At 72.6% G+C, this 20811-nt stretch carries 18 protein-coding genes; 11 read left to right on the top strand and 7 right to left on the bottom strand.

Annotated features, from left to right (window positions below; all coding sequences use genetic code 11):
* Nucleotides 1-365: 365 nt before the first annotated feature.
* The 4 genes from E1295_RS38815 to E1295_RS38800 all read right to left on the bottom strand — a co-directional run bounded on the left by E1295_RS38815 (nucleotide 366) and on the right by E1295_RS38800 (nucleotide 3929).
* Entirely contained in the window at nucleotides 366-1367 is a 1002-nt protein-coding gene (locus E1295_RS38815; protein ID WP_132638716.1) for a nucleoside hydrolase, read from the bottom strand.
* A 75-nt stretch (nucleotides 1368-1442) separates the two neighbouring features.
* Entirely contained in the window at nucleotides 1443-2168 is a 726-nt protein-coding gene (locus E1295_RS38810; RefSeq protein ID WP_132638714.1) for a GntR family transcriptional regulator, read from the bottom strand.
* 141 nt (nucleotides 2169-2309) lie between these two features.
* Nucleotides 2310-2816 (bottom strand): hypothetical protein, encoded by a 507-nt coding sequence (locus E1295_RS38805; protein ID WP_132638712.1) that lies wholly within the window; start codon nucleotides 2814-2816, stop codon nucleotides 2310-2312.
* A gap of 84 nt (nucleotides 2817-2900) precedes the next feature.
* Entirely contained in the window at nucleotides 2901-3929 is a 1029-nt protein-coding gene (locus tag E1295_RS38800) for a hypothetical protein (RefSeq protein ID WP_246080868.1), read from the bottom strand.
* A 20-nt stretch (nucleotides 3930-3949) separates the two neighbouring features.
* On the opposite strand from E1295_RS38800, the gene E1295_RS38795 reads away from it, so the two are divergent.
* The 9 genes from E1295_RS38795 (at nucleotide 3950) to E1295_RS38755 (ending at nucleotide 14047) form a co-directional block, all read left to right on the top strand.
* Nucleotides 3950-4402 (top strand): MarR family winged helix-turn-helix transcriptional regulator, encoded by a 453-nt coding sequence (locus E1295_RS38795; RefSeq protein ID WP_220449109.1) that lies wholly within the window; start codon nucleotides 3950-3952, stop codon nucleotides 4400-4402.
* Between the two features lie 78 nt (nucleotides 4403-4480).
* On the top strand, nucleotides 4481-4792 hold the full coding sequence (locus tag E1295_RS38790) for an SDR family oxidoreductase (protein WP_246080866.1): 312 nt from the start codon (nucleotides 4481-4483) through the stop codon (nucleotides 4790-4792).
* Nucleotides 4793-4930: 138 nt separating this feature from the next.
* Nucleotides 4931-6055: a sensor histidine kinase gene (locus E1295_RS38785; protein ID WP_132638710.1), complete on the top strand. Its 1125-nt coding sequence runs from the start codon at nucleotides 4931-4933 to the stop codon at nucleotides 6053-6055.
* Entirely contained in the window at nucleotides 6048-7202 is a 1155-nt protein-coding gene (locus E1295_RS38780) for a hypothetical protein (protein WP_132638708.1), read from the top strand. The genes E1295_RS38785 and E1295_RS38780 overlap by 8 nt, the downstream gene beginning before the upstream one ends.
* Complete coding sequence (locus E1295_RS38775) at nucleotides 7136-7861, top strand: response regulator (RefSeq protein ID WP_132638706.1); 726 nt, start codon at nucleotides 7136-7138, stop codon at nucleotides 7859-7861. Before E1295_RS38780 ends, E1295_RS38775 begins: the two co-directional genes overlap by 67 nt.
* A gap of 201 nt (nucleotides 7862-8062) precedes the next feature.
* Nucleotides 8063-10051, top strand: coding sequence for an AfsR/SARP family transcriptional regulator (locus tag E1295_RS38770; protein WP_132638704.1), 1989 nt, complete (start codon nucleotides 8063-8065; stop codon nucleotides 10049-10051).
* Between the two features lie 128 nt (nucleotides 10052-10179).
* Nucleotides 10180-11553, top strand: coding sequence for an alanine/glycine:cation symporter family protein (locus E1295_RS38765; protein WP_132638702.1), 1374 nt, complete (start codon nucleotides 10180-10182; stop codon nucleotides 11551-11553).
* A 46-nt stretch (nucleotides 11554-11599) separates the two neighbouring features.
* Entirely contained in the window at nucleotides 11600-12196 is a 597-nt protein-coding gene (locus E1295_RS38760; RefSeq protein ID WP_132638700.1) for a DinB family protein, read from the top strand.
* Nucleotides 12197-12436: 240 nt separating this feature from the next.
* Nucleotides 12437-14047: an ABC-F family ATP-binding cassette domain-containing protein gene (locus tag E1295_RS38755; protein ID WP_132638718.1), complete on the top strand. Its 1611-nt coding sequence runs from the start codon at nucleotides 12437-12439 to the stop codon at nucleotides 14045-14047.
* Between the two features lie 96 nt (nucleotides 14048-14143).
* On the opposite strand, the gene E1295_RS38750 is transcribed toward E1295_RS38755, so the two are convergent.
* From E1295_RS38750 to E1295_RS38740, 3 genes are read right to left on the bottom strand one after another with little or no spacing between them, the layout of a single operon-like run.
* Nucleotides 14144-16063 carry a hypothetical protein gene (locus E1295_RS38750; RefSeq protein WP_132638698.1) on the bottom strand — a complete coding sequence of 640 codons (1920 nt, stop codon included), beginning with the start codon at nucleotides 16061-16063 and terminating at the stop codon, nucleotides 14144-14146.
* On the bottom strand, nucleotides 16051-17049 hold the full coding sequence (locus tag E1295_RS38745) for a hypothetical protein (RefSeq protein WP_132638696.1): 999 nt from the start codon (nucleotides 17047-17049) through the stop codon (nucleotides 16051-16053). Before E1295_RS38745 ends, E1295_RS38750 begins: the two co-directional genes overlap by 13 nt.
* Nucleotides 17036-18469: a hypothetical protein gene (locus tag E1295_RS38740; RefSeq protein ID WP_132638694.1), complete on the bottom strand. Its 1434-nt coding sequence runs from the start codon at nucleotides 18467-18469 to the stop codon at nucleotides 17036-17038. The genes E1295_RS38745 and E1295_RS38740 overlap by 14 nt, the downstream gene beginning before the upstream one ends.
* Before the next feature lie 195 nt (nucleotides 18470-18664).
* Between E1295_RS38740 and E1295_RS38735 the strand changes: the two genes are divergently transcribed.
* Nucleotides 18665-20002, top strand: coding sequence for a DUF4407 domain-containing protein (locus E1295_RS38735; protein ID WP_132638692.1), 1338 nt, complete (start codon nucleotides 18665-18667; stop codon nucleotides 20000-20002).
* The coding region (locus tag E1295_RS38730; RefSeq protein WP_132638690.1) for a serine/threonine-protein kinase at nucleotides 19992-20811 on the top strand (820 nt) is incomplete at its 3' end. The genes E1295_RS38735 and E1295_RS38730, both read left to right, overlap by 11 nt.

The raw sequence follows: 20811 nt of genomic DNA, 5'->3' as shown, positions 1-20811 counted from the left end.
GGCAGCAGACGAACGCTTCCCCACCCGACGAACCAGTCACCGACAGCTGAACACCCGCTCTATACGCCAGGCTGTAGTTATCGGTGCATTGTGCTTGACAGATCTCCACCTCCAGCAGTTGCTTGTAGCCCAGGGTGATGTCCTCGGCGCTCAGGTGCGGGGTCGCTGAACAGGGATAACAGGTAGGAGCAGATGGCGACACAGCGGCTGGCGTCGTCCTGAGGTCGACTAAGGCTCGCTGTCTGCGCGGTCTATGGCCGCAGATCCCGGCGGCCAGCCGGAAACGCCGGGGTCTCTCGTGGTCATCCGACCCGTTCCGTCCGGGGCATTCCGGCAGGGCCGACCGAGACAGACGACGTAGACGGCTACCGCCCGTTGAGGGTGTCGAGGAAACGTCGCTCGAAGGCGGCGGTGCCGGCGGTGACGCCGTAGGCGAGCAGGCGCCCCCTTGGCGACAGGATCGTACGGCCGGCGGACGGGCCGTCCAGCACCACGTCCACGCGCCCCCTGGTGAACTCGACGTGCCCGGGACGTACGGCGCTCATGGCGGCCAGCGGGTCCCACCAGTAGAGCAGGCCGTCGTCGATCAGCGGCCGGACCTCGGGGTGGGTGACGATCTCCAGCACGGTGTCGGCGGCGGGAGTGTGGTGGTCGGCGCCGAGCCGGTCGAGGAACGCGGCGGTGATGGGCACCTCGTTGGCGGCGTCCAGCGACACCATGCGCACCTCGCCCCTGCTGCGGGTGAGTGCCGCCCGCGCGCCGGCGGGGTCGAGCCAGTAGTTGAACTCCTGCGTGCCGTCGAACTCCGGCGGGGTGCCGCAGCACAGGTTGCCCGGCACCTTCACGGCCCCGCCCATCGAGGTCAGCCGGGAGGCGGAGGAGGGCAGGGCGGCGGCGACGTTGCTGAGCGGGCCGGTGGCGATGATCTGCGTGGACGGGCCGGCGCGCAGCACCTTCGCGATCAGCTGGGGGGCGCGCACCCGCGAGGGCGTCTCGTCACCGGAGCATCCCGGGGTCGCCGCTTCGAGCACCCTGTCGAACAACTGGCGAAGGTCGGCGGGGAACGCGTTGGGCCCGGTCTCCGACCCGTCGGCGATCATGACGTCGCGCAGGCCGAGCCGTTCGGCCAGGCACCGCGCGTGCCGGATCGCCCGGCCGGGTAAGCCGGCACCGTTGCCGGTCACGGTGATGGCGCGCAGGTCGATGCGGCGGGCCCGGTGCTCCTGGGCGAGGTAGGCGAGGGTGGCCGCGTCGTCGAAGTCCATGTCGGTGTCGAAGATGACCGCGGGCGGCCGGGCGTGCGCCGGCGGCGGAACGGTCAGCGCGGGGACGAGGGCCAGGACGAGGGCGAGCAGGACTCTTCTCATACGTTGTCCTCGGGTTCGAGGTCATGGTCAGAGATCCAGTCAATCCCGGTTCCGGCCGCGTGACGAGAGCGCGGATCAGACGGGCCCGCCGGGCAGGTCGTCGAGCAGTCGCCGGGCGGGTTCGCCGGGCGGGTCGTCGAGCAGTCGCCGGGCGGCCTGGGCGCCGAGGCTGGTGTCGATGTGCCGGCGCATGACGGCGGCCGCGCCTTCGGCGTCACCCGCGACCACCAGCTCGACCAGCGCCTCGTGCTCGGCGGCCTTGCGGTCGCGGTCGTCCTGGCCGCGTTCGGCCTCCAGCGCGAGCCGGCGGTAGCGGTCCGCCTTGTCCCACAGGCTGTCGAGCGTCTGGATGAGCAGGTCGTTGTGCGAGGCCGCGTAGAGGGCCCGGTGGAACCTGCGGTGGGCGGCGAGGTGCACGTGGGCGGGGTCGGCGGGCAGCGGCTCCAGCTCCTGCGTGGCGGCGCGCATCGCGGCGATGTCGGCTCTCGTACGGCGCTCGGCGGCCAGCGCGACCGCGAGGGGATCGAGGGAACGCCGCAGCTCCAGCAGGTCGCGTGCCTCCTCGGCGGCGAGCGGGGCGACGCGGGCGTCGCGGTGGGCGTCCAGCTCGACCAGCCCCTCGCTCTTGAGACGGCGCAGGGCCTCGCGCAGCGGAGTGGTGCTGATGCCGATGGCGCGGGCCAGCCGCGCCTGCGCGATGACGGAGGCGGGCGGCAGCTCGCCGGAGAGGATGAGCTCCTTGACCCGCAGGTAGGCGAGGTCGGCCTTGGTGGGGTGGGGCTCGGCCGCTGGTCCGGTCATCGTCGTCCTAGGTTATAACCGGCGCACGCCCCCGGGCGTCACCGGACGTGCGGATCGGCGGGAGGCGGCGTCCCGGAGCGCCGTCGTCCGCCTGCGAGCCCTCAGACGTACGCGTTCATCCGCCCGGGAGGCTGGCCGCCGTCAGCGGGGGGTGAGGCGCAGGACGGCGCGGTCGCCGGAGAGGTGGGTGAGGTCGAGCCGAATGTCGTTGATGCGGCCGCTCTCCCCGGGAGCGAGCACCAGCTTGCCCTCGTCGCGGCAGCGGCCGTTGACGCAGTTGCTGCTGATGCTGCCCTTCATGCCCTGGACGCTCAGCTTCCCCGCGGATCCCTTGAGCGTGATCCGCGCTCCGTCCGGGCCGAAGGCGCCAATGGCCAGCCGCCGCACCCCGAAGCGCTGGTCGATGGTGAGCTCGTCGCCGGACCGGACCTCGATCTCGCAGTCGGCGTCCTCGCACGCCGGCAGCTCGCGCCCGTCGGCGGCCCGGAGCCCGGCGGGTGTCTCTTCCTGGCCCGTGGCGGGCGCGCCGGGTGACGCGGGGAGGCGCGCGGCGGGCGTCCTGGGCGCGGTGGGCGCGCTGGGCGTGGTGGCGCAGCCGGTGAGTACGAGCAGCAGGAAGACGGCGGCGGGCCGGGCGAGGATCGGCATGAGGCTCCTTGTCGGACGGTGTGCCAACATGAAAGAAACATAACCCTCTGTCATCATCCGAATCCGGTTGGTCGTCTCCGAGGGTCACGTACGCGGGCCGCGCATGAGCCTGGCGACGCGCAACCCCGCCCACAGCAGCACGGCCAGCACGCCGACCAGCACATACTCGATGGCCGGGATCCTGATCGCCTCACCGGGCCCGCCGAGCAGGTCGCCGCGGAGTGCGTACACGATCATGAGGGCGCCCGCGTAGCCGGCGGCCAGCAACCAGCGCACGGCGCGCGAGAGTCCGAGCCCGTGCATCTGGGTGATCACGAAGACGCCGAGGAAGCCGAACAGGAACATCGGCCACATCCCGTCGGGGCCTGAGGTCATGACGGCCACGAGGGTGCCGTGCACCACGACCGTCAGCTCCAGCGTCAGCGTCCACCAGCGGGCGGTGTGGGCGCGGGTGAGGAACAGGCTGCCCTGCAACAGCAGGAGGAACATGTAGAAGAAGCCGATCAGGTGGCCGCTGGTGGCCTCCGCCGGGTGGTACCAGAAGGTGTAGACCGCCGCCCAGCTGAACAGGTAGCCGTGGTAACGGCGGGCGAAGTCGACGATCTCCCTGCCGAGGGGCGCCGGCCTGCCGAGGAACAGGCCGCGGCGGCGGTTCTCCATGAGCAGGACGACGACCAGCAGGAGCACGACCGAGCCCTGGGAGCTGTAGATCGACACGTCCTGCGCCAGGCCGTCGTAGAAGAGGTGGGTCTGCAGCGTGTGCAGGGCCACGAAACCGGCGTTGACGGCGAGGGCGACGACGTTGATCGGGTGCAGGCCGGTGGTGTGCCGGCGCACCCTGGTCCGGGCGTAGTGGATCATCCACCAGAACGCGACCTGGTGGGCTGCGTATCCCGCCCATGCCGACAACCGTGTCCACACGGTGGGCTCGGGCAGCTTCCAGTAGTACCAGGAGGCACCCTGGTCGGGCAGGAGCGTGATGCCGTGCAAGCGCTGGCCGAGCAGCCAGATCAGGCCGGTCAGCAGGGCGCTGCCCGCGACCCCGGCCGCCAGCGCCGTGCCCGGCCTCACCGAGCTCAGCGCATGCCTCTTGCCGTAGGGTAGTTCCACCATCGAAATATATAAGGAGGGTTGTGACCCCGTACGAGGTGATGGTGCTCATTCGCCGGCTCAACGTGGAGAGCGACCGGTTCGTCGAGGGCTTCGCCGTCGCCCACGGCCTGCACCGCACCGACATGAACGCCCTGGTGGAGATCCAGGACGCGCACCTCGCCGGTCACGCGCTCTCGCCTGGCGAGCTCGGAGGCAAGCTCAACCTCAGCGCGCCCGCCACGACCGCGCTCATCGACCGGCTGGAGCAGGCAGGCCACGTCGTACGCCGACGCAGCGCCACCGACGGCCGCAAGGTCGAGGTCGTCATCACCGAGCGCGCGGCCGAGCTGGCGCGCGGCTTCTTCGCCCCGCTCGGGCGCCACCTCACCGCCGCCGTCGAGGAGTTCGGCCCGGGGGAGCGGAAGACCGTCGTCAGGTTCCTCACCCGCGGCATCGAGGCCACCGTGGCGGCCCGGGAGGACCACGGGGCATGAAGAAGGTCGTGATCACCGGGGGCACCCGCGGCATCGGGCGCGGCCTGGCCCGCGCTGCTGGAGCAGGGCCACCAGGTGATGGTGTGCGGCACCGGCCAGGCCGGCGTCGCCGGGGTCACCGCCGAGCTCGGCGTGCCCGCCCTCGTGGCCGACGTCACCGACCGCGCCCAGGTGCAGGCGCTCTGGGACGAGGCCGTACGCCGCTACGGCCGCGTCGACATCTGGGTCAACAACGCCGGGGTGACCCACCAGCGTGTCCCGCTGTGGCGGCTGCCCGAGCCCGAGGCCCGCACGGTGACCGAGGTCAAGCGCGCCTGCCGGCTGACGACCGCCAGGGTGGCCTACCGGTTCGCCACGGCGCGCTTCACCGTACGCCGCCCGCGCAAGTGAGTTGATCAACTGACGGCGGTGGGTGCGGCGACTCGTTAGGCTGCCTCACAGTGCGGTGAGAGGGATCAGGCGGCGGACGGGCCAGGCGGCGAAGGAGCAGGCGCCAAGGCGCCGACGGAGCAGGCGGCGAGGTGACGGGTGGCTGGTGAGGCGGCGCGGCTGCTGGAGCGCTTCGGCCGCCGGTACGCGGCCGCGGTGCGCCTGGCCACGATCGCCCCGATCGTCGCGATCGCCCTGTTCCGCGCCCCGCCCGAGAACTTCGCGGGCACCGCGGTGGCGGCCGGCGTGGCCGCGGCGTGGACCTGCGGCTACGCCTGGTGGTTACGCGCGGGCCGCGGGCACGCGCCGGTCGCCCTCGACGTGGTCGTCCTGGTGGGCCTGTACACGAGCATCTTCATGACCGACGCCGTCGAGGACCGCAACACCGGCTGGCTGCGGCTGCTCATCACGTTCGCCTGCGTGACGTGCCAGTGGCACGCCCCTCCGCTCGCGGGCGGTCTGGCCGCGCTCGCGATGGGCGGCGGGGCGGTCGGCCTGCTCACCGTGGCCGGGGCTGCGGAGGTGGACAACAGCCTGGTCACGGGGACGGTGTGGGCGATGCCGGCGGCGGGGTTGTCCAGAGCGGCCTGGGTGCTCGTGCACCGCGCCGCCCGGCGCGCGGACCGGGCGGCGGCCGAGGCCGTACGCGCGCGCGCCGAGTCGCAGGTGGCCGAGGCGGTCCGGGCCGAGGAACGCGAGCTCGGCAACTCGTTGCACGACACGGCCGCAACGACGCTGCTGATGGTCGGCATCGGGCAGGTGCGCTCGGACGCGGAGTGGCTGCCTCCGCAGGCGAGCCGCGACCTCGACCGGCTGCGCTCCGACAGCGGGCGGGCCCCCGAGCACGCCGACCTCGTCGAGTTGTTACGCGCCGACCTCGACTCCGTGCAGCTGACCGTGGAGTTCGACGCCCCGGACGCGCTGCGGCTGCCGTTCGAGGTCGCCAGGGCGATCGCCGACGCGGCCAGGGAGTCGCTCACCAACGTACGCCGCCACGCGGGCACGACCAGCGCCGCCGTCCGGCTGAGCGGCGACGCCCGGTCGCTGCGGCTCGACGTCGCCGACCGGGGCAAGGGGTTCTCGCCCGACGCCGTGACCGGCACCCGGCGGGGCCTGCGCGAGTCCGTACGCGGCAGGATGAGCCGCATCGGCGGCACGGCCACGATCACCTCGGCCGAGGGCGCGGGCACCCTCGTGAGGCTCGAATGGCGCGCCGATGAGTGAAGCGGCCGAGGAGATGACGCGAGCGCAGCTGCGGCATGGCCTGCGGCTCGCGACGCTGCTGATCGTCCTGGGGACGGTGGGCGGGCAGGGGGTGCCCAGCATCCTGCGCCACCTCGGCGGGTACCCGGTGCCGCTCGCGCAACTGGCCGCGCTGGCGGTCCTCGCGGCCGTGCTCGCCGGCGAGGCCGTGTTGCTCCTGCGGCGGCGGACATGGGGACGGCTGCGCCAGGTCGCCGTCGCCGCCGTGCTCGCCGCGTCGGTCCTCTCGTACGTGACCCTGCCCGAGGGGCGCACCTCGACCAGCGTCGACTGGATCTTCGGGGCCGCCAACTGGGTGGGCCTGGTCGTGCTGCTCGACCGTCCCCTGCGGGCCGCCGTGGCGTTCCTGGTCGCCCATGACCTGACCGCCCTGGTGCACCTGGTCACCGTGGACCCCAACCGGGGGGACCTGGCCAGGTTCGCGACCGGCTCGGTGACCGTGATCGGCCTTCCCCTGTGCGTGGCCGTGGTGGCGGCCGTGTTCAACTCGCTGAGCGCGGCGGCTGCGGCCTCCCGCGCCGAGATCGAGCGGGTACGTATCTCCGAGGCGATCGCGGCGGAGTCCCATCGGCGCAGGCAGCAACGGCTGGCCGAGCTGTCGGCGACCACGGTCCCGCTGCTCGAAGGGCTCGCCGACGGCTCGCTCCGACCGGAGGACCCGGCGATCCAGCGGCGCTGCGCGATCGAGGCGGGCCGCATGCGCAGGTTGTTCGCCGAGACCGACACCGTGGCCAACCCGCTGCTGCACGAGCTGCGCCACTGCGCCGACGTCGCCGACCGCAAGGGCGTCGTGGTGGAGCTGGACGCTCGCGGACAGTGGCCGACGCCGCCCGTGGCGGTCCGGCGCGACCTCACCGAGCCGGTGCTGAGCGTGCTGGCCGGCGCCGCATCCCGGGCCCGCATCGCGGTCGTCGGCGGCACGGACCTGGTGTCGGTGAGCGTCGTCGCGGACAGCGGCGAGGTGGACGTGCCGGAACCGGTGACACCCGGGGTGCACGTCGAGACGGTGACCAACGACGACACGGTATGGATGGAGGTCCGATGGCAGCCGACCCCGCAGCCCACTCCGCAGGCGACCCGGAAACCGGCCGCACTGCCGGTGAGCTGATCACCGTGGTGATCGTCGACGACCACGCGGCCATCGCCGCAGGCGTCCGTGCCTGGTGTTCCGAGGCCGTGCCGCCGATCACGCTCATCGACGCCGGTGACCGGCTCGCCGACGTGTGGACCGGACCCGGCGCCGACGCCGACGTGGTCATCTTCGACCTGGAGCTGGTGCCGCGCAGGCCGGACTTCGGCGAGCTGCGCCGGCTGGTCGACAACGGCCGGCGCGTGATCGTCTACTCCCAGCACACCGACGACGCCACCGCGATCAAGTGCGTCGACCTCGGCGCGCTCGCCTACCTGACCAAGCGCGAGGGCCCCGACCACCTGGTGCCCGCGATCCGCGCGGCCGCGCGGGGCGAGCCCTACACCGCGCCGTCGTTGTCCGGGGCGCTCATCGCCGACGACGCTCCCGGCCGGCCGCGCCTGTCCCAGCGCGAGACCGAGGTGCTGCGGGCGTGGTTCGTGGCCTCGTCCAAGGAACTCGTCGCCGCGAAGCTCAACATCACCGTCAAGACCGTCGACACCTACATCGCCCGCGTACGGGTGAAGTACGCCAACGTCGGACGGGCCGCCCGTACCAAGAGCGAACTGGTCGGCCGCGCCCTCGACGACGGTCTCATCACGCTCGCCGAGCTCAACGACACCACGGCCGCGTTGTAGGGCGTTCACCGGACACCGGTCCCGCCCGTGCCTTCCTAGACTGACCGGCAGCCGCGGCCCGACGGGCGTGCCGGCGACGGCCCGCGGACTGCGCGGGAACCCGTGGGGGAGTGATCGATCAGCGCCGGCCGGCGAGTGGGGCCCGTTCGCGTCCGAGTCATTCGTACGTGCCGGGCGCGGTCCCGGACAGGGGAAGCGCAAATGGGACTGGAGATCAGGTTTCTCGGGCCATGGGACGTCATGGCGAACGGTGAGCCGGTGAAGCTGGCCGGGCTGCGGCGCGTGGGAGTGCTGGCCCGGCTGGCTCTCAGCGCCGGCCGGGTGGTCACCGCGGACCGGCTCCTCGACGACGTGTGGGGCCACGGCACGGTCAGGACGGCGGGCAAGCAGCTGCACATCGTGGTGTCCAAGCTGCGCGGGCTCCTGCAGCCGTACCAGGACGACGAGATCATCGCGACGGTCCCCGGCGGCTACCAGCTCGACCTTCCCCGCGAGAGCATCGACGCCCACCTGTTCACGTGCATGACGCGCCGGGCGCGGGCCGCGCGGGTCAAGGGGGAGATCGCGACGGCGGACGAGCTCTTCCGGCGGGCTCTGGCGTTGTGGCGGGGCACCGCGCTGGAGGGCATGCCCGGCGCGTGGGCGCAGGCCGCGTGCGCCCACTTGGAGGAGGAGCGCCTGACCGCGCTCGAGGACCACATCGACCTGCGGCTGGAGTCCGGCGACCATCACGCGGTGGTGCCGGTGCTCACCGCGCACGCCGAGGCGTACCCGCTGCGCGAGCGGCCGCGCGCCCAGCTGATGCTGGCGATGTACCGGGCGTCGCGGCCGTGCGAAGCCCTGGAGGTGTACCAGGAGACGCGCCGCGTCATGGTCGGCGAGCTGGGCGTCGAGCCGGGCGAGGTGCTGCAGCGCATCCAGCAGGCTGTGCTCAGGCGCGACCCCGCGCTCGACCTCTCGTCCCCGGCGCAGCGGGCCACCCTCGTCAGGGCCGCCGTCCCGCACGAGCTTCCCGCGGACACCCGGGCGTTCACCGCCCGCACCGCGGAGATCGCCTGGGTGCGCCGGGCGCTCACCAGCGCTGTGCCGGGGCGGCCGGCCGTCGTTGCCGTCCACGGCGCGGGAGGGGTCGGCAAGTCCGCGCTGGCCGTGCACGCCGCGCACGGTGTCGCCGACGGGTTCGCCGACGGCGTCCTCTACCTGGACCTGCGCGCCGCCGGCGCCGGGCGCACGCCGCTGACGCCGTACGAGGCGCTGAGCCGGCTGCTGCGCTCCCTCGGGGTGGACGGCGCCGCCGTACCGTCCTCGCTGGAAGAGGCCGCGGCCCGCTACCGCGAGCTGACCTCGACGCGCAACCTGCTGGTCGTCCTCGACGACGCGCTCGACGCGGCCCAGGTCAGGCTGCTCGTCCCCGCGGGGCCGAAGTGCGCGGCCGTCATCACCAGCAGGCAGGTCATGGCCTTGTCCGACGACACGAACCGGCTGGACCTGACGAGGCTCGCCGACGCCGAGGCCACCGGGCTGCTCGCCCGGATCGTGGACCCCGCGAGGGTCGCCGCCGAGCCGGTCGCGGCGCAGCGGATCGTGCGGCTCTGCAACGGGCTGCCCCTCGCGCTGCGCATCTCGGCGGCGCGTCTGGCCGGCAGGCCGGACCGGCGGCTGGCCACGCTGGCCGCCCAGCTGGCCGACGACACCCGCCGGCTCGACGTGCTCGAACACGCCGACCTGTCGATCCGCGACAACATCGCGGCCGGCCTGCACCACCTGCGGGCGGAGCCCGACGCCGTCCACGCCTTCCACCTGCTGGGGCTCATGGGCACCGGCACCCACACGGCCGCCGCCACGTCCGCTGTCACCGGCTGGCCCGAACCGCGCGCGGAGGCCGCGCTCGACCGGCTCCTGAACGCCCGGCTGCTCGAACGTGGCGGGTTCCGCCGTTACCGCATGTCCGAGCTGATCCGCCTCTATGCCCGCGAGCAGGCCGCGCTCCACGTGCCCGAGCCGGTGCGCGTCACCGCCCAGAGAACGGCGCCTCAGGCGTTCCACCACCACCTGGTCAGGGCGCACGATCCGTTCGAGCACCACCGCGGCCCGGCCGACCGTGCCGCGGACCGTGCCGCCGCCCGTGCCGTCGTCCGTGCGGCAGCCCGGCAGGCGGCGGCCTTCTCATGCCGTCGCGCCGTCCACTGACCCACCCGGAGCTCCAGGCCCGGCGTGTCCGTGCGTACCAGTGGATCACGTGGACATAATGGGCGGGGTTTGCTGTGCCGTGCGGGGGGGTGGGGCCTGCCTGCACACATACGTGTGAGGAGCATGGGGTGCAAGACATTCTGTCCGCGATCTCCGACTTCGTCTGGGGACCGTTCCTGCTGATCCCCCTGCTTCTGCTGACGGGCCTCTATCTCACGATCGTGCTGCGCGGCCTGCAGTTCCACAAACTCTTCTACGCCCTGTGGCTCGCGCTCATCCGGCGCAAGGAAGCCGAGGGCGTGGGCGACATCACCCACTACCAGGCCCTGTCGACGGCCCTGGCGGCCACCGTGGGCGTCGGCAACATCGCGGGCGTCGCCACGGCCATCCACCTCGGCGGCCCCGGCGCGCTGTTCTGGATGTGGGTGACCGGCCTGGTCGGCATGGCGACGAAATACTCCGAGGCGTTCCTCGGCGTGCGCTTCCGCCGTACCGACGCGAAGGGTGAGCAGAGCGGCGGCCCGATGTTCTACCTCACCTACGGGGTCGGCGGGAGGTTCGGCGCGATCCTGGGCGTGCTGTTCGCCGTCTTCGGCGCGATCGCGGCGTTCGGCATCGGCAACATGGTGCAGTCCAACAGCGTGGCCGACGCGATCAACTCGCAGTGGGGTGTTCCCATGTGGCTGACCGGCGGCATCATCACGGTGCTCGCCGCGATCGTCATCCTGGGCGGCATCAAGAGCATCGGCGCGGTCACCAGCGCCTTCGTCCCCGTGATGATCGTCCTCTACATCATCGGCGCCATGTGGATCATCATCGCCAACGTCGGCAACCTGCCGGGGGCGCTGGCTCTGGTCTTCACCGACGCCTTCACCGGCACCGCGGCCACCGGCGGGTTCGCCGGCTCGGGCATCCTGCTGGCCATCCGCTACGGCGTGGCCCGCGGCATCTTCTCCAACGAGTCGGGCCTCGGCACCGGCGGCATCGCGGCGGCGGCGGCCAAGACGAACAGCCCGGTGCGGCAGGCGCTCGTGTCGATGACCCAGACGTTCATCGACACGCTGGTCGTGGTCACCATGACGGGCCTGACCATCATCGTCACCGGAGCCTGGACCACCGGCGAGGACGGCGCCCCGCTCACCACCCTGGCCTTCAGCCACGGCCTGCCCGGCCAGTGGGGCGGCATCGTGGTGACGATCGGCCTGGTCTTCTTCGCGTTCTCGACGCTGCTCGGCTGGGCCTACTACGGCGAGCGCTGCATGGACCGGCTCTTCGGCAGGGTCGCGGTGGTGCCGTACCGGCTGGTGTTCATCGTGCTGATCTTCGTCGGCACGGTGCTCGAGCTGCAGACCGTGTGGACGTTCTCCGACATCATGAACGGGCTCATGGCACTGCCCAACCTCGTCGGCCTCCTCATACTCTCCGGGCTCATCGTCAGGGAGACCCGCGCCTACTTCGACCGGCCCGACTGGGAGCGGCTGCCCGAGGTCGATCCACGGTGACGGAGTGCGCGTCCGCGGGGGGCGCCGCGCCTGCCAGGATGCATTCATGAACGAACTCGAACTGAAGTCTGATCTCCGCCTCTACCTGCAGCGTGCCCGCGAGGCCCTGGTGTGGAAGCTCGACGGCCTGTCCGACTATGACGTACGCCGCCCGCTGACGCCCACCGGCACCAACCTGCTGGGTGTGGTCAAGCACGTCGCCGGCACGGAGGCGGATTACCTCGGCGGCGTCTTCGACCGTCCGTTCCCCGAGCCGCTGCCGTGGATGTCGGAGGCCGCCGAGCCCAACGCCGACATGTGGGCCACCGCCGACGAGTCGCGCGAGGACATCGTGGGTCTCTACCACCGGGTGTGGGCCCACTCCGACGCGACCATCGACGCGCTGGCGATCGACGCGGTCGGCGCGGTGCCGTGGTGGGGGGAGAAGGGCCGCCGGGTGACGCTGGGCCGGATCGTCACCCACATGATCGTCGAGACCAACCGGCACGCCGGGCACGCCGACATCGTCCGCGAGCTGATCGACGGGGCCGCCGGGATGCAGCAGGGCAACGACAACCTGCCACAGGGGGATCCGGCGTGGTGGGAGGCCTACCGCGCCAGGCTGGAGCAGGTGGCGCGCGAGGCCGGGCCGGCGGCCCGCTAGGAGACGGCGTTGCGGAGGCCGGCCCACCGCCGCACCCACGGAGCCGGCCGCCGTTATAGTGGACACGTGCAATACCTGTTCTTCCTCTGAGGATGACGACGCCGGCCGCCACAGCCGACCCGGTTCTGCCCTGATCGACGGGCCCGGGCGCGGCCGGATCACTCCGTCGTCAGCTCTCGTCTCTCACCGGGCGTGCCCCTGCGCGCGAGCCCGGTCCTTGGAGGAAGCGTGTCCACCGCCATGTCCCTACCGGCTCGTGCGCGGGCCCATCTCAGCGCCACCGACGTGCGTATCGCCCGCGGTGGCAGACCGGTCCTGACCGGCGTCCACCTCACGGTCTCCCCCGGAGACCGCCTGGGCGTGGTCGGCGAGAACGGCCGCGGCAAGACCACACTGCTGCACGTGCTCGCCGGCACCCTGGCCCCCGACTCCGGCTCGATCACCCGGGTCGGCACCGTCGGCGTCGCCGACCAGGAACTGCCCGCCGCCGACGACCGCACGGTCGGCGACCTGATCGACGTCGAGCTCACGCAGGTGCGGGCCGTGCTGCGCGCGTTCGACGCGGCGACGCGCGCGCTCGAGCACCAACGCCCGGGCGCCGAGCAGGACTACGCGGACGCGCTCGCCGCCGCCGAGTCCCTCGGCGCGTGGGACGCCGACCGCCGCGTCGACGTCTCGCTCGCCGCGCTCGGAGCCGTCAGCGACCGCGACCGTCCCCTGGCGGGCCTGTCCGTCGGGCAGCGCTACCGGATCCGGCTCGCCGGCCTGCTGGGCGCCGGGCACGACCTGCTGCTGCTGGACGAGCCGACCAACCACCTCGACGCGAGCGGCCTCGACCATCTGACCGCCCGGCTGCGGGCGCACCCGGGCGGGGTCGTACTGGTCAGCCACGACCGCGCGCTGCTCGCCGACGTCGTCACCACCGTGCTCGACCTCGACCCCACCAGCGACGGGCTGCCCCGTACGTACGGAGGCGGCTACGACGGCTACCGCGAGGGCCACCGCGCCGAACGGGAACGCTGGGAGCTCGCCTACCGCGACCAGGAGAACGAGCGTCAGCGGCTCTCGCAGGACCTCTCGGCCGCCCAGAACCGCCTGATCACCGGATGGCGGCCCGACAAGGGCACCGGCAAGCACACCCGCGCCACCCGCGCGCCCGCGCTGGTGCGGGCCGTGCACCGGCGGCGGGAGGCGCTGGAGTCGCACGTGCTCGACGTGCCCAGGCCGCCGCTGCGCTTCCAGCCGCCGCGGCTGGAGGCGACGCCGGGCGTCACGCTCCTGCGGGCCGACGACGTCACGGTGGCCGGCCGGCTCGACCCGCCCCGATCGGTGCACCTGCGCGGTGGCGAGCGCCTCGTGGTGACCGGGCCCAACGGCTCGGGCAAATCGACCCTGCTCGCCGTGCTCGCCGAGCGGCTCAAGCCCGACTCGGGGACCGTGCAGCGCCGGCGGGGCGCGCGGATCGGCCTGCTCGCCCAGGAGTCGCCGCCGCCGTCGCGGCGTCGCGCCTTCGAGGTGTACGAGGCCGCGGTCGGCCGGCTCGTCGGCTCCGGCGTGCTGCACGAAAGCGACCGGGTCGGGCTCACACAGCTCGGGCTGCTGCCCTCCGAGGCCGCGCACCGGCCGGTGCACGAGCTGTCGGTCGGCCAGCAACGCCGGCTCGACCTGGCGATCCTGCTGGCCGGGCGGCCCCACGTCATCCTGCTCGACGAGCCGACCAACCACCTGTCCATGGCGCTGGTCGACGAGCTGACGGAGGCGCTGTCCGCGACGGCCGCGGCGGTGGTGCTGGCCACCCACGACCGCCGGCTGCTCCGCGACACCGCCGCCTGGCCACGGCTGCGGATCTGACCCGCCGCCTGGCCACGGCTGCGGATCTGACCCGCCGCCTGGCCACGGCTGCGGATCTGACGCGCCGGCGGTCGCCGGGGCCACCGGCGCTGATGGTCAGGGCCACAACCACAGGGTGAGGGCGGCGGCGGCGACGATGACGACCGAGGCGGCGGCGAGGACCTTGCCGAGCGTGGAGACCGGGCCCAGCCGGCGCACGCCCGCGCCCCGGCGGTATCGCGCCGCCCGGCCGTCGCCGCCGCCCTCCCGTGAGAACATCCGGTCGATGCCGGTCCTGACGTCGTCGGCGACGGGGCTCCCGGTCAGGCTCAGCTCGCGTACGGTGCTGTCGGCCATGGTGTGGAGCAGGGCCGGGGCCGTTCCCGGCGCGCAGAGGGTCATCATCGCGAGCAGGAACGTCCTGGGAGGGCTGTCCAGGTCGGCCAGGATCTCCTTGATGTCGGCCCTCGTCAGGTGGCGGCGATGGCCCACCTGGAGCACGTCGCGGTAGCGGAGCACGCTCTCCTCGGCCGCGTGCACGGAGCTGATCGCCTCGATGAGGTAGCGGTGCCGCGCCAGCGCGTACCTGACGGCCTCCATGCCGCGCGGGTCACTGGGCAGCGCGCGGCGGTCCGCCTCGTCGAGCACGATCTCCAGCACCTTGCGGTTGCGGGACCGTACGGCGACGTCGCAGAGCTCGTCCTCCGACATGGTGGCGAGCACCTTGTGCAGGTGCTCGGGGCCCCGCAGGTGCGCGATGAGCAACCTCCCCGAGGGGGCGCTCGACGGCAGCAGCCTGCCCATCGCGGCGAGCACCGCCGGCGGCGGAGCGGCGCCGGGCCGGTGCGGGACGCCCAGATCGACCAGCATCTCCTCGACGTCGGCCGCCCGCATCCGCGCCGCGTACAGCAGCCGCAGCAGCACCTCGAAGAAGTCGCACAGGACGGCCGAAGCGTTCATCCGCGCCGGCGGGCGGATGGGGTTCGCCCTGACGAACACGCGGTAGGTCCTGCGGTCCTGGTCGGTCACCCGGTCACGGGCCCGCTCCGCCAGCAGCGTGGTGAGCTCGCCGAGCCGCCGTTCGTCGGCCTTCGCGATGCTCTCGCGGCACTGGCGCAGCACCTGCTCCACCGAGGGTCGCGGCGGCTGCGCGGCGGACCGCCCGCCGGGGGACCACGCCTCGCCGCGCAGCAACCTGGCCGCCGCCGCGCGGTGCGACGGGTCGCCGAGGTCGCCCGGCTCCACCAGCGTGCCGAGCCAGCCCATCAGGTCGCCGAGGTCATCCCCCTGGTAACGCTCAAGTTCCTTCTCGTAGGCCAGGGCCTCCGGCGGGTATGACGCCGGCCGCTCGTCCGACTCCCACGGCAGCTCCCACGTGCCGTGCGTGGGCGGCACCTCGGCGAACGAGAGCCGGATCCGGTGCAGGGAAGCGCTGTTGGTCCAGGTGGAGACCGCCAGCGTGTGACGGAACCCGTACGGGAGCAGCGCGGCCACGGCGTCCAGGAAGTCGAGCCGGCGGTCCGGCGGGAGGTGGCCGGCCCGCACCACGCAGACGGGCCTGCCGGTGAGCAGGAGCCCCGCCGCCCGCCGCGCCGTGGTGTTCACCTGCGCGGCCAGGTGGCGTTCGTCGTAGGCCGCCGGGGACAGCAGGAACGGCGCGTCGCCGGAGAAGTCCTGGCCGGCCAGCGCTTCGTACAGGGCGCGGTAGGACACCCTGCTCCGCCCCGCGACGACGTCGGCCCAGCGCGCGCAGACGTAGTACGTCATCGCGTACGGGCGGGCGAAGCCGTCCTGGGAGTCGGGCTCCTGCTGCAGGGACAGCCCCAGCCACGGCTCGTCGCCGGGGCCGGCGGTGAAGTAGCTGGTCGCCACGCGGGGCAGGGCCTTCGGCTCCATGGTGCCGGAGGTGAAGGCCTTGAGCCACATGCCGAACTCCTCGTGGGTGATCGCCCCCGAGCTGCAGCGGATCACGCCGTAGTCGTCCAGGCTCTCCGGCGTCTTGCCGAGGATCGCCCAGTGCGCGGTCAGCCGTTCCATCGCCGGTTCCCGATCGCGCCCGGCCTGAGCATGCCGCCGAGCCAGATCACGGGCTCCATGACGTTCATCGGGCGGACGGCGCCCCTGATCGTCAGCCCGCCGCCCGCGTTGTCGATGACGTTGAGGAAGTCGTCGGGGTCGAAGCGGCCGAGTTCCTCGTCGATGAACATGCCGACCGACGACGTCACGAAGTAGCGGATGCGGTCCTTGTGGAAGAAGGCCTCGATCAGGTCGAGGATCGTCTCCGTGTTGTGGTCGTACGACTCCTGGCACAGCAGCCGGAAGAAGTCGCGCACGCGGTCGGCCGGCACGTGGGGGATGCGCAGCTCGTCGCCGGGGTCCCGCTCCGTGAACCCCTCCTCCATGGCGATCCTCAGCACCCGGGGGTCGTCGTACTTGGTGATGCAGACCGCGATGTAGTGGGGCAGCTTGCCGTCCGCGTACTCGTCGCCGACGAGCATCCGGCCGGCGACCTCGTGCAGGGCGGCGTCGAGGTGTTTGAAGGCGTCGCCCACGCGGGCCTCACGGTCGGGGTCGAACATGTAGAGCAGCCCGCGGCTCCTGACGAGGCTGGTGATCAGGGCCTGCTTGTCGATGTTCGACTCCGACTCGGCGTACAGGTCGCCCCGGAGGTCGAGGAAGTCGAGCTTGATCTTCGGGGCCTTCGCCGGCGGGGCCGTCCACGGCCACCACCACCGCCGGCGCGTCTCCGGAGGGCCGATGATCATCCAGCTGTAGTAGGTGAGGGCCTCCGTCGGGGCGGGGAACGTACGGGCCTGCAGCAGCGTGTTGCGCAGTTTGGCCAGCTCTGTCCGGGACACCGGGTTCTCCCCGATGAGCCGCCATCCGGCGTCGCGGGACTTGTTCAGTGCGATGCTCAGCGCCGCGAGGAAGGCGGTCTTGCCGCTGCCCGAGGCGCCCCACATCGCGATGTCGGGCTCGCGCCCGCGCTCGGGATCTCCAGGGGCGGAGTCAGTTTCGGCCACCGCTGTCCTCACTCTGGGGAACGAAGGGAAGGGAGAGCACCTTCGCGGGCTCGGACACCAGCCCGAGCCGGAACGCGAGCTCTTCCGCGTTGACGGCGTCCACCCGGAACACCGCGGTCGAGCCGAGCCGGTGCCAGGGCGACGTGGGCGCGGCGGGCGGGCGGTCGCAGATGACCGCGCTCCTCAGGTCGTGGCGCTGTTCCATCTCGCGCAGCAGCGCCAGCCAGTCGTAGCGCTGGGGGCAGGCCGGCACCCGGTCGAGGCCGGACCGCGGCGGGTGCGGGGGCCGCGCCCCGATGGTGAGCAGCGCCGTCCGCGTGTGCGCCGGCTGCCCGAGCAGGCGGGCGCTCACCTCGGCCAGCATGTCCTCCAGCTGGGCCGCGTGCGGGTAGGTCGGCGTGGTGGGCCGCAGGGACTCGAGGGCGGCGCGCGCCTGGGCCGTGGACGCCGACCAGGCGGCGAAGGCCGGGCGGCTGCGGTCGGCGCGCCGGGTGCCGTACACGTGGGTGCCGTACCCGACGACCGACACCTGGAGCTGCTGCTGGTCCTGGCGGCGTTCGGCGAGGACGTCGATGACGTAGCCGGCCCAGTGGCAGCGGGCCTCGAACTCCTCCCGCGTGCCCGCCGTCTCGATGGCGCACACGAGGTGCCCCGGCCCGGGCGCGGGCTGCAGCCGGGCCGGCAGCGTGGCCACGACCTCCTCCCATGTACGGGTGTCCGGCTGGAGGCCGGGGATCTCGGGAAACCGGACCAGGCCGGGACGCTCCAGCACCGCCCGGAGCACGTGCCGTCCCCGCGGCAGGGGCGCGTGGTGGGCCGACACCAGCTCGGAGGGCTGGAGCGGGCCCGACCACGCGGACACCGCGAGCAGCAGGCCGCTCGCGTCGGTGCACGTCACGGTCACCGTGGTCGCGTCGCCGGGCTTCGCGCCGGCGCCGAAGAGCCGCCGGCCCACGAGCTCCAGCCTGCCGTCCTGCGCGCGTTCCCTGGCCACGATCAGGTCGTACGTCTGCCGCAACGGCGCCTCGGCGGCCAGCTCGCCGAGCAGCTCCCCGACCTTCACCCCGGGCGCCTCGACCAGGCGGGCCGAGGGCCGCCACCGCCGCAGCGCGCTCAGCGCCGCCTCCTGCTCGTGCCCGTCGCCGGAGCGTACTATCACCACGGGGTCGGCCTCGTCGGCGGAGATCAGATCCCGGGCGATCCTGTGCACCGCGTCGAGGACCTCCTCGCCGGAGGCGGTCAGGGTGGACCACTTGGCGGAGGCTCTGCGCGTGTGGCGGGTGGCGCCCACCTCGTCGGCGTGGACCTCGAAGACGCGGATGCCGGCGGCGTCGATCTCCACGACGGCCAGCCGTTCCCCGAACGTTCCGATCAGCTCGGCGAGCTCGCCACGCAACCCGCCCTCTGCGAAATGGTGCAAAAATCTCCCCGCTCGTCCAAGATCTTACCTTTTGTACGATTTATGGTGCTTTATGCGACCCTGACCAGCGAGGTCGTGGCGAGTCGACATTTATCCTCTTGTTATAAATCATGATTGCCGGTTGTTTATGGTAGTCAGTGGATTACTCACGGGATAGGTTGTGCCGCGTCCTGTCCCTTTCCCCCGGGGTGGCATGTGATCGGTAGATGGTTGATCGTCCTGTCGGGTGCCCGGCCGGAAGTGCTGGACAAGTGCCAGGGAGAGCGCGCCAGGTTCCATGGCATGGGTGGCGCCATCCTCACCACGGCCTGCGTCGCCGCCATCTCCATGACGTTCGCGCTCGCCTCGGCGCTCAAGGTGTTCACGCCGCTCGCCGTCCTGATCGGCCTCGTCTGGGGCGTCGCCATCCTGAGCCTCGACCGGTGGCTCGTCACGTCCCTGCCGGCCCAGGGCGGACGGCGCTTCTGGCTCGCCCTGCCCCGGGTGGCCCTCGCGCTGCTGCTGGGCGCCGTCATCTCCACGCCGCTGGTCCTGCAGATCTTCAAGCCCGAGATCGACGCCGAGATCGTCGACATCCAGCAGGAGCGCACCGACGCCTTCACCCGCGTGCAGCAGGGAGGCGAGACCGGCCGGCGCATCGCCGAGCTGGAGAAGTCGGCCACGGCCCTCGAAGCCGTGATCGCCTCACGCGGTGAGAGCCCGCTCGACCCGGCCGACGACCCCCGGATCCAGGAGCTTTCCAAGTCGCGCGCCCAGGCCGTCAAGCAGCGCGACAAGTTCTACCAGGAATGGCAGTGCCAGCTGTACATCGGTCCGCCCGAATGCGCGAAGAAAGGGCAGGGCCCTCTCGCGAAGGCGGCGGAGGAGGCGTACATCGGGGCCCGCGACCGGGCCAAGGACCTCGACCGGCAGATCGAGCGGCGCAGGCAGCAACTCAGCGACACCCAGAGGGACGGCAAGGCGAGCAGGCTGGCCCAGGCGGAGCAGGACCTGCGCGGCGTACAGGCCGAGCTGGCCAAACTGACCGGGCAGCAGGCCGCGCTGAGAGACGACTTCAGTGCCGAGATGAGCGGATCCGACGGCCTGATGCTGCGGCTGGAGGCGCTCAGCCGGGTGTCGCGGGACAACGCCACCCTCAGCGCGGCCAGGCTCCTGCTGTTCCTGTTCATCCTGCTCATCGAGTGTCTGCCGATCATCGTCAAGCTGATGCAGCGACCCGGCAGCTACGACACCATCGTGGCGGCTCTGGAGAGGAAGGAGGTCAACGCCGTCATCGACGAGATCAACGAGGCCGACCGGCGGCTCGCGCGCGGGGCCGGGCGGGACGGCCCGACCCGGTCGTACACCGTGGACGAGCCGCCACCCGACGCCTACCACGACGCCGGCACCCCGTTCCCGCCGCCGCGGCACGAGCACCACGAGACCAGGAGCTTCGAGGACGAGGCGCTGCGCAACCTCAGGGACAACCGCGCCTCGCGGACGGCCGCCACGGGCGGGCGGGAGGAGTACGCCGGGCTGAACGATGATTGGTGAGCGCGTCGCCGGCCGGTTCGTCATCGAGGCGCGACTGGGCGGCGGAGGCATGGGCTGGGTCTGGCGCGGCCGTGACTGCAAGCTCGACCGCGTCGTGGCGCTCAAGCAGGTGCGCGCCGACATCGGGCGCCTGCCCGAGCTCAAGGCGCGGGCCGTACGCGAGGCGCAGGCCCTGGCCAGGATCGACCACCCCGGCATCGTCCGCGTCCACGACGTGATCGACGCCCCCGACGGGCCGTGGATCGTGATGGACTACGTCCAGGGCACGCTGCTCGGCACGCTCATCCAGAGGGCGCCGCTGTCCGAGTCCGCCGTGGTGCGCATCGGCGCCCAAGCACTCGACGCGCTCGCCGCCGCGCACGCCGAAGGGGTGCTTCACCGTGACGTGAAGCCGGACAACATCCTCATCACCGCTTCCAGCTCGGTCGTCCTCGTCGACTTCGGCATCGCCACCATCGAGGGGCACGAGCGCATCACCGTGCTCGGCCACGTGGTCGGCACCCCCGACTTCATCGCCCCCGAGCGCATCCGCGGTGAGCCGGTCGGCCCGGCGGCCGACCTGTGGTCGCTCGGGGCCACGCTCTACACGGCCCTGGAGGGGCGCCCGCCGTTCCACAGAAGCACCGAGGAGGCGACCAGGTTCGCGATCCTCACCGCGCCCCCGGCCCCGATGACCCGGGCCGTCCGGCTCAAACCGACCCTCAACCGGCTGCTCGCCAAGAGCCCGGCCAACCGGATGGCCGCGGAAGAGCTGGCACGGCACCTCGAAGGAGCGGCCAGGGGCGCGCCCGCCGCCCACCCACGACGCC

Source organism: Nonomuraea mesophila (assembly GCF_004352805.1).
Taxonomy (GTDB): domain Bacteria; phylum Actinomycetota; class Actinomycetes; order Streptosporangiales; family Streptosporangiaceae; genus Nonomuraea; species Nonomuraea longispora.
Note: the sequence above shows the minus strand (reverse complement) of the source record. Positions and strands in the feature narration are given on the sequence as shown.